Annotated in this window: 9 protein-coding genes and 1 pseudogene; 5 read left to right on the forward strand and 5 right to left on the reverse strand. The window is 54.7% G+C overall.

Annotation, left to right across the window (positions count from 1 at the left end; genetic code table 11):
* Window positions 1-85: pseudogene (trxA, locus tag ABDW13_RS17990) on the reverse strand (thioredoxin); the annotation flags it as partial.
* Between the two features lie 117 nt (window positions 86-202).
* Between trxA and rhlB the strand changes: the two are divergent.
* Together rhlB and ppx are read left to right on the forward strand one after the other, a co-directional pair.
* Window positions 203-1498, forward strand: a complete 1296-nt coding sequence (gene rhlB / locus ABDW13_RS17995; protein ID WP_343553931.1) for an ATP-dependent RNA helicase RhlB — start codon at window positions 203-205, stop codon at window positions 1496-1498.
* A gap of 7 nt (window positions 1499-1505) precedes the next feature.
* Entirely contained in the window at window positions 1506-2990 is a 1485-nt protein-coding gene (gene ppx, locus ABDW13_RS18000; protein WP_343553932.1) for an exopolyphosphatase, read from the forward strand.
* Window positions 2991-3068: 78 nt separating this feature from the next.
* Here the strand turns inward: ppx and rep are convergent, their stop codons facing one another.
* Window positions 3069-5090 carry a DNA helicase Rep gene (gene rep, locus ABDW13_RS18005; protein ID WP_343553933.1) on the reverse strand — a complete coding sequence of 674 codons (2022 nt, stop codon included), beginning with the start codon at window positions 5088-5090 and terminating at the stop codon, window positions 3069-3071.
* Between the two features lie 74 nt (window positions 5091-5164).
* Here rep and ppiC point away from each other — a divergent pair, with 74 nt between their 5' ends.
* Entirely contained in the window at window positions 5165-5446 is a 282-nt protein-coding gene (ppiC, locus tag ABDW13_RS18010; RefSeq protein ID WP_008105734.1) for a peptidylprolyl isomerase PpiC, read from the forward strand.
* Here ppiC and ABDW13_RS18015 read toward each other — a convergent pair whose 3' ends face one another.
* Both ABDW13_RS18015 and pdeH read right to left on the reverse strand, forming a co-directional pair.
* Window positions 5447-7507 carry an AsmA family protein gene (locus ABDW13_RS18015; RefSeq protein ID WP_343553934.1) on the reverse strand — a complete coding sequence of 687 codons (2061 nt, stop codon included), beginning with the start codon at window positions 7505-7507 and terminating at the stop codon, window positions 5447-5449.
* 61 nt (window positions 7508-7568) lie between these two features.
* On the reverse strand, window positions 7569-8342 hold the full coding sequence (pdeH, locus tag ABDW13_RS18020) for a cyclic-guanylate-specific phosphodiesterase (RefSeq protein WP_343553935.1): 774 nt from the start codon (window positions 8340-8342) through the stop codon (window positions 7569-7571).
* Between the two features lie 282 nt (window positions 8343-8624).
* Between pdeH and ABDW13_RS18025 the strand changes: the two genes are divergently transcribed.
* A complete protein-coding gene (locus tag ABDW13_RS18025) occupies window positions 8625-9557 on the forward strand; it encodes a sugar kinase (RefSeq protein ID WP_343553936.1) in 933 nt (310 codons plus the stop codon).
* A 365-nt stretch (window positions 9558-9922) separates the two neighbouring features.
* Window positions 9923-10795, forward strand: coding sequence for an alpha/beta hydrolase (locus ABDW13_RS18030; protein WP_343553937.1), 873 nt, complete (start codon window positions 9923-9925; stop codon window positions 10793-10795).
* Between the two features lie 112 nt (window positions 10796-10907).
* Here the strand turns inward: ABDW13_RS18030 and ABDW13_RS18035 are convergent, their stop codons facing one another.
* Window positions 10908-12422 (reverse strand): pitrilysin family protein, encoded by a 1515-nt coding sequence (locus ABDW13_RS18035; RefSeq protein ID WP_343553938.1) that lies wholly within the window; start codon window positions 12420-12422, stop codon window positions 10908-10910.
* Window positions 12423-12635 lie beyond the last annotated feature (213 nt).

Genomic DNA, 12635 nt, shown 5'->3' on the forward strand with positions numbered 1-12635 from the left:
AATCTACCAGAGTGACACCGTCTGCTTTCAGTACGTCTGTGTCGAAACTGTCATCGGTCAAGTGAACGATCTTATCGCTGCTCATGTTTAACTCCAAAAGATTGCGCCTGGCGAATTGGCGGAAATGTTACCAACGTAGGATGACTTTATTTCATCGGATACGCTTTCGTAAAGCGCTAGTAAGCTGATATTCTACCACACTATGAGCAAAACACACTTAACTGAACAGAAGTTTTCCGACTTCGCCCTGCACCCTCAGGTGGTTGAAGCCCTTGATACCAAAGGCTTTTCTAACTGCACGCCTATTCAGGCGCTCGCGTTGCCATTTACGCTTTCAGGGCGTGATGTCGCGGGTCAGGCGCAAACCGGTACTGGCAAAACGATGGCGTTCCTGACGTCAACGTTTCATTATCTTCTTTCTCATCCTGCCGCTGAAGGCCGCCAGGTTAATCAGCCACGTGCGCTGATCATGGCGCCGACGCGTGAGCTCGCCGTACAAATTCATGCCGATGCTGAACCGTTAGCAAAAGTGACTGGCTTAAAGCTGGGCCTGGCTTACGGTGGCGACGGCTACGATAAACAGTTGAAAGTGTTGGCAGATGGCGTCGATATCCTGGTGGGCACCACCGGACGTTTGATCGACTATGCCAAGCAGAATCACGTCAATCTGGGCGCGATTCAGGTTGTTGTGCTGGATGAAGCCGATCGCATGTTCGATCTCGGTTTCATTAAAGACATTCGTTGGCTGTTCCGCCGCATGCCGCCGGCCACCCAACGCCTGAGTATGCTGTTCTCTGCCACCTTGTCTTACCGCGTGCGTGAACTGGCGTTTGAGCACATGAATAACGCCGAATACGTGGAAGTCGAACCGGAGCAGAAAACCGGCCACCGTATTAAAGAAGAGCTTTTCTACCCTTCGAATGAAGAGAAAATGCGCTTGCTGCAAACGCTGGTTGAAGAAGAGTGGCCAGATCGCGCCATTATCTTTGCTAATACCAAACATCGCTGTGAAGACATTTGGGGCCATTTGGCTGCCGATGGTCATCGCGTGGGTTTGTTGACTGGCGATGTGGCACAGAAAAAACGTCTGCGCATCCTTGATGATTTCACCAAAGGTGATGTTGATATCCTGGTTGCCACCGACGTCGCCGCGCGTGGTTTGCACATTCCTGCGGTAACGCACGTGTTCAACTACGATCTGCCTGACGATCGCGAAGATTACGTTCACCGTATTGGTCGTACCGGCCGCGCGGGTGCCAGCGGGCACTCCATCAGCCTGGCGTGCGAAGAGTACGCGCTGAACCTGCCAGCGATTGAAGAGTATATCGGTCACGGCATTCCGGTCAGCAAGTACAACAGCGATGCTTTGCTGGAAGAGTTGCCACCACCGAAACGTCTGCAACGCAGTCGCTCAGGAAACGGTCCACGCCGTGGCGGTAACAACAGTAACCGTCGTAGCGGTGCACCTCGCAACAGCAACCGTAAACGTCCGGGTTAAGCACACCATGCTAAGCGCATCGTCACTTTATGCTGCGATTGATCTAGGTTCTAACAGCTTTCATATGTTGGTGGTGCGCGAGGTGTCTGGCAGTATCCAGACCGTCGCGCGGATAAAGCGCAAAGTGCGTCTGGCTGCCGGTCTCGACAAAGCCAATCATCTCTCCGCAGAGGCGATGCAACGCGGCTGGCAGTGCCTGAAATTGTTCTCCGAACAGCTTCAGGATATTCCCCCTGAGCAAATCCGCGTGGTGGCAACCGCCACGCTGCGCATTGCCGAAAACGCGCAGGATTTTCTTACTACTGCTGAACAAATTCTTGGCTGCGCGGTGAATGTCATCAGCGGCGAGGAAGAAGCGCGCCTGATTTATCAAGGTGTGGCGCATACCACCGGCGGTTCCGATCAGCGTTTAGTGGTCGATATCGGCGGCGGCAGCACCGAACTGGTGACCGGCGAAGGTTCACACGCCACCACATTGTTTAGTTTGTCGATGGGTTGCGTCACCTGGCTGGAACGCTATTTCAGCGATCGTCATCTGGCTAAAGAGAATTTCGAGCAGGCCGAATTGGCCGCGCGCGAAATGATCCGTCCCGTCGCCGCGGCATTGCGTGAAAAAGGCTGGCAAATCTGCGTTGGCGCATCCGGCACCGTGCAGGCGTTGCAGGAAATCATGATGGCGCAGGGCATGGATGAGCGCATCACGCTGAGCAAGTTACAGCAGCTTAAACAGCGCGCGATTCAATGCGGCAAGCTGGAAGAGTTGGAAATTGAAGGATTGACGCTGGAGCGCGCGCTGGTTTTCCCTAGCGGCCTGTCGATTCTCATCGCCATCTTCCAGGAACTCAGCATCGAAGGCATGACGCTGGCTGGCGGCGCACTGCGCGAAGGTTTGGTGTACGGCATGCTGCATCTGCCGATTGATCGCGATATCCGCAGTCGCACGTTACAAAACGTGCAGCGCCGTTTTGCCATTGATGTTGAGCAGGCAGGACGCGTGCGCCAGTTGGCGGAGAGTTTCTTCCGTCAGGTGAGCAGCACGTGGAAGCTGGATAATCGATGTCGCGATCTGCTGTTAAGCGCCTGTTCGATTCACGAAATTGGCCTCAGCGTCGATTTCCGTCAGGCTCCGCAACACGCCGCCTACCTGATTCGCCACCTCGATCTTCCAGGCTTCACTCCCGCGCAGAAAAAGATGCTCGCCTGCTTGTTGCAGAATCAAAGCGGCAGCATTGATTTAGCCTTGCTGACGCAGCAAAACGCCGTGCCGCCGCGCATGGCCGAGCGTTTAAGCCGTTTGCTGCGTCTGGCGATTATCTTCTCCAGCCGCCGCCGCGATGACACATTGCCCGCCGTGCGTTTGCAGGCCGATGATGATGCGTTGCATTTGACCTTGCCGAGCGGCTGGCGCGAAGCGCATCCGCTGCGTTCAGAGTTGCTGGAGCAGGAAAGTCATTACCAATCATATGTGCACTGGTTGCTAACCATCTCTTAAGAGCTCATACCCCGCGCCGATCGGCCCCTTCTCCCGCTTGCGGGAGAAGGCTGGGATGAGGGAAAAACCGCACCAATCTTAACCCTTCTTCGCATTCTCCAGCATCGCTCTTAACCCCGCGACCCGCGTCTGGCTAGTTTTAGCCCGCTCTTCCGCGCTCACCACTTTTTTCTCGTGTTCCCATAGCAGGTCATCCTGCGGCAACTCCAGCAGGAAGCGACTCGGCTCTGGGCGCATCAGCTCGCCATATTGGCGGCGCTCGCGGCACAGCGTAAACGTCAGCTCGCGCTGCGCACGCGTGATACCTACGTAGGCTAAACGACGCTCTTCTTCGATATTGTTCTCATCAATGCTGCTCTGATGCGGCAACAAACCCTCTTCCATGCCGACCAAATAGACATACGGGAACTCAAGTCCTTTAGACGCATGCAGCGTCATTAACTGCACCTGATCCAGCTCCTCGTCGCTCTCACCGCGTTCCATCATGTCGCGCAACGTAAAGCGCGTCACCACTTGCGCCAGCGTCATCGGCTCGTTGAGCTCATCACCTTCCAGCATTTCGGTCATCCACTGGAACAGCAAATTGACGTTCTTCATGCGCATTTCAGCGGCTTTTGGGCTGGGCGAGGTTTCGAACAACCAACTCTCATAATCGATGCCGCGAATCAGGTCACGCACCGCATTCACCGGTTCACGCTCGGTTAGCTGGATAATCTCATTCAGCCAATGGGTAAAACGCTGCAAATGCTCTAATCCGCGCCCGCTCAGCGTTTGTTCCAGCCCCATATCAAAGCTGGCGTGATACAGGCTTTTATTACGCAGATTGGCCCATTCACCCAGTTTTTGCAGCGTTGCCGGGCCAATCTCACGACGCGGCGTATTCACAATACGCAGAAATGCGCTGTCATCTTCCTGATTGGTCAACACACGCAGATAAGCCAGTAAATCTTTGATTTCCGGACGCGAGAAGAACGAAGTGCCGCCGGAAATACGATAAGGAATACGGTTCTGCATCAGCTGCTTTTCAAACACGCGTGACTGATGATTGCCGCGATACAGAATCGCGTAATCTTTGTAGGCGGTTTTATTGATGAAGTGATGCGCAATTAACTCGCCAGCCACGCGTTCGGCTTCATGATCTTCGTTGTTGGCGCTCAGCACTTTCAGCTCGCTGCCCTGCCCCAATTCAGAGAACAGGCGCTTTTCAAACACGTGCGGATTGTTGGCAATCAGGATGTTGGCCGATTTGAGGATGCGCTGGGTTGAACGGTAATTCTGCTCCAGCTTCACCACTTCCAGCGCCGGGAAATCCTCTTTCAGCAGCACCAGATTTTGCGGTCGCGCTCCACGCCACGAGTAAATCGACTGATCGTCATCGCCTACCACGGTGAATCGCGCGCGTGCGCCGACAATCAGTTTCACCAGCTCATACTGGCTGGTGTTGGTGTCCTGATATTCATCCACCAACAGATAGCGAATACGCTGCTGCCAGCGTTCACGCACTTCCTGATTGCGTTGCAGCAGCAAGGTGGGCAACGCGATTAAATCGTCGAAATCCAGTACGTTACAGGACTTGAGATGCTGGTCATACAGCTGATAGCAGTGGGCAAAAATCTGGTCACGCTGCGATTGTGCCGCGCCAATCGCCTGTTGCGGATCAACCAGATCGTTCTTCCAGTTGGAGATGGTAGAAATCAGCTGCTGCAACTGGGTTTTATCTTCTTCCAGCCACTGCTGGGTCAGATCTTTGAGTAGCGCCAGCTGATCCTGATCGTCGAACAACGAGAAGCTGGCTTTCATGCCGAGTGCTTTGTATTCGCGTTTGATGATCTCCAACCCCAAGGTGTGGAAGGTAGAAATCATCAGGCCGCGCGCCTCTTTGCGTCCCAGCGTCTGCGCCACGCGCTCCTTCATCTCTCGCGACGCTTTATTGGTAAAGGTCACGGCGGCGATATGGCGCGCCTGATAGCCGCATTCGCGAATCAAGTGGGCGATTTTATTGGTGATGACACGGGTTTTACCGGAGCCAGCACCGGCCAGCACCAGGCAAGGTCCAGTGACAAATTCGACAGCACGTTGTTGGCCGGGGTTTAAACGCATAACAGAAATTCACTCAGTTGAATCAGATGAAGGTAGGTATAATGCGCGACGATTATACACATCGAGACTACATCATGGCGAAAACCGCGGCGGCTTTACATATCCTCGTGAAAGAGGAAGCGCAGGCAAAATCCCTGTTGGCGCAGCTTGAGAAAGGTGCGAACTTCCAGCAACTGGCAAAAAAACACTCAACCTGCCCATCCGGTCGTAACGGCGGTGATTTGGGTGAGTTCCGTAAAGGGCAAATGGTGCCAGCCTTTGATAAGGCGGTCTTCTCCTGTCCGCTGCTCCAACCTTATGGACCGGTGAAAACCGCCTTTGGTTACCACATCATCAAAGTGCTGTGGCGTAACTGATCACTTCTGGTTCTTCATCTGTTGCAGCACGTTGCTGCATTGGTTGGCTTCGTTATCGCTAGGTGACACCAGCGCCAATAATGCAGCAGCCGGTGCCACGACCGCGCCAAGCGCCAACGCAGCTGCGCCACGCGCAATCAGCGGTCCGGCTTTCACACCGGCATCCGGATTTTTGAAGGTGCCGCGCACATACAGCGGCGAACGCAACGTGATGATGCGAATGCCTTTACTCTCCGGATTGATCGACAAATCCATGCGTTCGTTAGCAAAGTTGACGTTGCCGGTCACGTTGATCACTGCATTCTCGGTATCCAGCAAGAACAGCTGCGGCGTCGCCAATCCCTGACGAATATTCAGATCGGTGGCGGCGCAGTTGATTTTCACCTCATCGTCACCGAACAGCTTGCCGACGATATAGTTACCGACATTCAAACCGGCAATTTCCATCAGGCTGCGGCTGATCAAGCCATCGTTCATCAACAATTTCAGTTCGCCATTGCTGGTGCCGAGCAGATCGGCCACAGAATTGCCGGTGCCGCTCAACGTCGCGTCACCATTAAGCTGCCCCAAACTGTTTTGCATCGCCGTGACATTCGGGAACAGCTGACGCAGACGCAATTTCCGCGCATGCAAATCCGCCTTTCCGCGCATCGGCGTGCGATTCCCTTCCAGATGAATGGTGGAATTGATGCTGCCGCCTGCCATGCCGAAGCGCAGCGGATCAAGCAGCAGATCGCCGTTCTTCAATTGCAGATGGGTATACAGATCGCTGAGCGGCAGCTTGCTGCTGTGTTCGATACGTTTGCCGCTGAACTTCACATCGGCATCCATCACGTCCCAGCTTTTGGTATCGAACTTGTCATGCGGCAACACGCGATCGGCCGGTTGCGTTGAGGCATCGCCACGCTGCGCTTTAGCTTGCTGCGTTTTCTCGCTGCCTTTACCCGAATTCACGCCAATCAGCGGCCCCAAATCGGCCATGCGTAACTGATTCGAGGAGAGTTCGCCATTCAGCGTTGGGCGCGGTTTGCCTTGCTGATAGCGCAGCGAGCCATGAATATCGCTATCACCGATGTGGCCGTTGAAGTTTTCATAGCGGAACAGCGGCCCTTTCTCGTCGGTAAAGCGCGCAATCAAATGGCCGTCAGTTTCATACGGCGGCGTATCCGGCAGCAGCACGCCGGTCAAACCATACAGATTTGCCAGCGTATCGCCGGAGAAGCGCAGACGCACATCCAGCCCGCCGAGATTCAGCGGATCTTGCAAAGTGCCATCGATGCGCACACGCGTGCTGCCATTGCGTACATCAACCTGCAACGGGAACGGCGTGGTTTTACTGCGCAGCGATAACATGCCACCAATTTTGCCGTCGCCATCCAGTTTCTGATCGTTGTAAGTGCCGCTCGCTTGCCAGCCAAAAACAAAATCACCCGCGCCTTTTTGCTGATCGTTGCCGCCAGCGACTTGCGCATACGGCACCGGCTTGCCCAGAGGATTAATGGTGACGGTGACATCGGCTTTGTTGATGGCGTCGCGGTAACGCACTTGCCCTTGATCGAATAGGATATTATCGAGACGGAATGACCATGCCGATGGCGCAGCATTGGCGTCGCTGTTCTTGCTACTTGCCAGATCGAAGGTCCAGTTGTTGTTTTTGTCGGCGGTCTGCACCAGGCGCGCATCCGGCTGTTGCATCTTAATCCACGGCAGGTAGATCTGCTGATGCAGCAACGCCAGTGGCGCAATCGTCGCTTCCACACGCTGCAAATGCACCATGGTGACATCAGGAATCGATGGCGGGTTGCCGAGCATCACATCGTCGGCATGGATCTGCGGCCACGGCACCCAACTGCGCCAGCCGGGTTCTTCGCGATTGCGTACCCACGCCACGCCCAGATCGCCGCGTATCGCGAAAGGTCGATTTAATTCCGCTGAAACTTTTTGATTTATCGTTGGTTTCAGACGGTTCCAGTCAAAGGTGGCGATGATCACCACAATCAGCACAACCAATAACAAAAAAATCCCGACCACCCAGCTCAGGATCTTTCGGGTACGTGACATATTGCTTCCTCCTTGCCCTTCCACGTCTCACTAAGGATAGTCGAGACGTCGCTGAACGGGATCAGGGAAGCTCAAGCGCCATACGTTCCAGCTCGCTAAACGGCACCGGGCGCGAGAAGAAATAGCCCTGCGCCGCCATTGCTGGCGAGCTGCGCACCTGTTGCCACTCTTCCTCGGTTTCCACGCCTTCGACGATCACGCCGTTGCAATAACGGTTGATCAGCGCCAGCAGCATCGAAAACATTGAACGCCCTTCATCGCTGGCACGCAGCAGCATAAACAGTTCGCGCGAAAGTTTGATGTAGTCATAACGCAGTTCAGTCAACGCCGAGAAATTCGCCATGCCCGAACCGAAATCATCCAGCCACAATGGGCCGAGTTCCGGCATCTTCGCCACCATCTCTTCCTGCGGCAGCGCGTGGTGTTCGGTCAGTTCGAAACGCACCCACGGCAATTGCGCGATCAACGTGCGAATCGACTTGTGCTGCTCAATCTCCATCAACGTTGGGCCGTCGATATTGACCGATGCCACCAGTTCACGCTGCTGGAAAAACGGTGACCACTTTATCAATAGTTCAAGTTGCTCCTGCACCACACCCAATCGCTGTGCGATAGTCAGTGCATCAAAATACGCTTCGGGCGACAGCCTTTTTTCTGGCGCGGATGGATGAGTTACCGCCGTCAGTAATTCAATGGCCAGCAAGCGGCCTGAGACCTGGTAAATCGGTTGGAAAGTGTAGAATCGTTGGCACTGCTGCCAGAAGAGACGCGTTTCCTGTTGTTGTTCCAGCTCATTTGAAATAGGCAGCCGATGACTCAAATTCTTCATCACCATGGTTTTTTCCTGGTTGGTGGTGAGTGCCTGCAAATAGCATCTCAGCGGCAAGTATCGGCGATCGCATGGATAACTTTATCAATCTAAGCGGGTCCATGAAGAGAGGAGTGTAACAGCGTACTTCGCGCTTAATCGGCAAAACACAAGGCGCTTTGGCCGTTAAATCCGCGTAGCGTAGCGTTTTTGCTGCCTTAAGCTAAATCAAAACATCGTTTTAAAAACCATTGACGACTGCCATACCAGACGCGAGACTAGGGCAAAAATCACCATAGGCTACAGACCATGACGCAGAAGAAAATTGCCATCATTGGCGAATGCATGATTGAGCTATCCGAGAAAGGCGACAACATTAAACGCGGTTTTGGCGGCGATACGCTGAATACCGCGGTGTATCTCGCGCGCCAGTCAGATGAAAACCAGCTGCGCGTTGATTACATCACCGCACTCGGCACCGACAGCTTTAGCGATCAAATGATCGCCGCCTGGCAGCAAGAGCAAGTCCACACCGATCTGATTCAGCGCCTCGATAACAAAATGCCGGGCTTGTACTTCATCGAAACCGATGAACACGGCGAGCGCACCTTCTGGTACTGGCGTAATGACGCGGCGGCGCGTTTCTGGCTGGATAGCGCGCAGGCAGATGAGATTTGTCAGCAGCTGGCGCACTACGATTATCTCTATTTGAGTGGCATCAGCTTGGCGATTCTGCCCGCCGCCAGCCGCGACAAATTGATGGCGTTGCTCAGTGCTTGCCGTAAAAACGGCGGCAAGGTGATTTTCGATAACAACTATCGTCCGCGCTTGTGGGCCGATAAAGCCAGCGCGCAGCAAGCCTATGCAGAAATGCTACGCCACACCGATATGGCGTTTCTTACCCTCGATGACGAAGATTTGCTGTGGGGCGAGCAGCCACTGGAAGCGGTGATCAAGCGCACACGTAATGCCGGTGTAACGGAGATTGCGATTAAGCGCGGCGCGGATTCGTGCCTGGTTGCGGTGGGTGACGACGCGCTGCGTGAAGTGGCGGCCATTAAGCTGGCGAAAGAAAAAGTCATTGATACCACCGCAGCGGGTGACTCGTTCAGCGCCGGTTATCTGGCGGTGCGTTTAGCCGGTGGCAGCGCCGAAGAATCCGCTGCACGCGGACATCTCACCGCCAGCACCGTGATCCAACATCGCGGCGCGATCATCCCGCTGAGCGCGATGCCAAAGTAAGGTTGCCGCTTCGCTGTAGGGTCGCCATTTATGGTGACCCAAATCATTACCAACACTAACAAACCAACCCGCAAAGTTTGCCTTAATTCAGCATTTTCACCTGTGAATTTTAGCTAATCACTCAGCCGATCCACTTCTGTAACAAAACCTGTAACCCAGCTTCAAGCCCGCTTAACAGAATGATTTAAATTCAATATGTTATGGCACGAAAACTGGCTGCCAGGCATAGTCCGAAACTGGCGAAATCCACGGTTTTCGGCTGGACGCCAGCGCCAAAAGAGACCATGTTTTAATCAATAACAGCAGGACGCTGTTACTCCGGCCGCGAAAAAATAACGACAACATGACTCGCTCAGGACTGACTTATGCACACAGAAATTATCAACATCTGGCCACACGGTGATGCGCCCGGCGCGAGCGATTCACGCGCTCAGCCGCAGATCGTCGATCTCGCCAAAGAGTACGAACCTTATGACCGCGCCGCCACCGGCGTGCGTTGCCCGGAAATCGCTATCTGGCATCCCGAAACCTCGAACGGCATCACCTTGCTGGTCGCGCCGGGCGGCGGTTATCAACGCGTATTAATTGATCGCGAAGGCAGCGCGCTCGCCACCTTCTTCACCTCGATGGGCTACACGCTGGCGGTGATGACCTATCGCCTGCCGTACGATGGCCATCATGAAGGCCCAGACGCGCCACTGGCCGATGCGCAACGGGCGATGCGCGTGCTGCGTGAACGTGCGCAGCGCGGTTTGAATGGCAAGTACATTGTGATGATGGGCTTTTCCGCTGGCGGACACGTGGCTGCCAGCCTTGGCACCCGCTTCGGCGAAAAACTCTATCCGGTGCAAGATCAGGCCGACAGCTTCTCGCCGCGCCCGGATGCGATGGTGCTGCTCTATCCGGTGATCAGCATGCGCGAAGGGTTAGCGCATGAAGGATCACGCACCCGCTTGCTCGGCGCGTGGCCGGATCAAAGAATGGTTGATGCCTATTCGCTGGAAACGCGCGTACACGCACAAACGCCGCCGACCTTGCTGATTCACGCTTCGGACGACGAATCGGTTTCGGTGAATAACAGCATGGTGTTCTTCAGCGCGCTGCGCGAGCACAAGGTGCCGGTAGAGATTCACTTCTATCAGAAAGGCGGTCACGGCTTTGGTATTCGCGGCGTGGCAGATTTACCGCTCGCCAGTTGGCCGATGTTGGTAACGGAATGGCTGAGAGCGAAAACTTGAGATAATGCATTTCCAAGCGCACGTTTTTGTAGCGGCGCAAATTACTGCGTTGTGTTGACCTTTTAAAATCAACTGAACGCGATAAATCGCGCCGCTACGGAATGTGCGATCATTACGAAGACGGTGGTGCCGGATCGGTTGGAGCCACGGCATTACCGCTATCGACTTTCGCATCGTCGGGATTCGCTGGCGCGGCAGGTGGATCAGGTAACTTCATCACCTTATCCCAGCCTTCTTGCAGCATTTTCACATTGGTTTCCGCTTCGCCCTGCGGCTGAATCAGCACCATGGTGAGTTCTTGCGACAGTTGCTGGCGCAGTTCCTGATTCAACTGATCGCGCGTTAAGCCGCTGAGGAAAGCCTGGCGCAGTTTCTGATACTGCTCCGGCGCGATATCCACCACCGCATTTTGCTGCGAACGCAGACGCTGGCCCATCAAAATATCTGTATCGGTGCGCGCATAAGTGGCAAACAGCTTGTTGAGTTCCAACAGCTTCTGCGCCATCAACGCATCGAACTCATCTTGCGGCAAGCCTTTATCACGTACCGCCGCCAGCTCTTTCGCCACCTGATTCATATTCTGCGGCAACGAGGCATTCGGGCTATCCATGTTGATCGAGCACTGCGCGCGTTGATACAGCACGCGACAATCAAAACCGACCTGCACGCTTTGCGCTTTGCTGTCCGCCAGCGCACGTTGCACATGCCAGAACAGCGCTTCACGCGCCAAATCACTCTGCCAGTAACGCTGCAAATTCTGCGAATCGCGAATCGGCTGCCATGCCGTGTCCCACACCAGCGACAGGCGATCCTGATTCATCCCGCCATTAACCAGATTTACTGGCTGATGCGGCAACGGTGAAAGCGTTGGCATCGCGGCAGGTGCGACGCGCTTACCTTTCAGCGGCGAGAAGGCTTTGTTGATCTGCTCAGCCATGCTGCGGCTATCAACGTTACCCACCACATACAGCGTCATGCCGTCCGGCGTGTACCACTGCTGATAGAAACTGTTGAGCTGCGCGATATCCACCGGCGCGCGCGGTTGCTCGCCGGGATCGTGCGCCAGCATCGCTGAACCTTTCAGGCGATAGCGCCACCACACATCTTGCGTATTCGGCGGCCAGGTGGCGATCGGATCGTTTGCCGTCAGCGCCGTGGAAACCACTTGCTCATTAATCGTCATTTTCCCGGCAGTTGCCGCCAGCCAGCTCAGTGCTTCTTTCAGCAAATCTGGGCGGTTGTTGGGCAAGCTCAGGTTGTATTGGGTGTAATCGTAGGACGAAATCGCGGGCGGCAGCGGACGTTGCGGGTCCATGGCTTGTTGCCACAGCGCACGTTGCTGATTGGTGTCCAGCGTGGCGTTATGCACCATCGCTAAACGCGGTAATAAGTGGCTATAGCCAGTTTGTTGTGCGCTCTCCACCAGCGAACCGGTGTTAACAATCAGGCGCAGCTCAATACGATCGCTTGGACGCTGTGGTGTGGTAAGCAGTTGCCAACTAAAACCATTGTCCAGTTTGCCTTCTTGCCAGGCGGGATCGGGTTGGAGCGTCTCGGCGTGCACGCCAAAGCCGGATGCTGCCAGTAGCAATCCGCCAACCAAAAGCCGAATTCTGGTGCCCTGCATGTGAACCCCTAATCAAACAGATCAACGCTCGTTAGCGCGGCATGTTCGGCCACATCTGGGGTGACCGGCGCGGCATTTTGCCGCCACGTTTATTTAAGAACAGACTCTTTGACCACAAGAAGGTCAGGATGTCGCGCAACGAGGCAAAAAATCGGGAAAAAAATCAATGGGGTTTATTATGCAAATGCCCGCTGTCAGGGCAAGCGACAGCGG

It is taken from the genome of Pantoea sp., from assembly GCF_039594315.1.
Classification (GTDB): domain Bacteria; phylum Pseudomonadota; class Gammaproteobacteria; order Enterobacterales; family Enterobacteriaceae; genus Pantoea.

Bases quoted from the DNA above. Each gene is read 5' to 3' on its own strand.
- ABDW13_RS18015 (WP_343553934.1), bottom strand. From the start codon at position 7,507: ATGTCACGTACCCGAAAGATCCTGAGCTGGGTGGTCGGGATTTTTTTG.
- rep (WP_343553933.1), bottom strand. From the start codon at position 5,090: ATGCGTTTAAACCCCGGCCAACAACGTGCTGTCGAATTTGTCACTGGA.
- ABDW13_RS18025 (WP_343553936.1), top strand. From the start codon at position 8,625: ATGACGCAGAAGAAAATTGCCATCATTGGCGAATGCATGATTGAGCTA.
- ABDW13_RS18035 (WP_343553938.1), bottom strand. From the start codon at position 12,422: ATGCAGGGCACCAGAATTCGGCTTTTGGTTGGCGGATTGCTACTGGCA.
- ppiC (WP_008105734.1), top strand. From the start codon at position 5,165: ATGGCGAAAACCGCGGCGGCTTTACATATCCTCGTGAAAGAGGAAGCG.
- pdeH (WP_343553935.1), bottom strand. From the start codon at position 8,342: ATGGTGATGAAGAATTTGAGTCATCGGCTGCCTATTTCAAATGAGCTG.
- rhlB (WP_343553931.1), top strand. From the start codon at position 203: ATGAGCAAAACACACTTAACTGAACAGAAGTTTTCCGACTTCGCCCTG.
- ppx (WP_343553932.1), top strand. From the start codon at position 1,506: ATGCTAAGCGCATCGTCACTTTATGCTGCGATTGATCTAGGTTCTAAC.
- ABDW13_RS18030 (WP_343553937.1), top strand. From the start codon at position 9,923: ATGCACACAGAAATTATCAACATCTGGCCACACGGTGATGCGCCCGGC.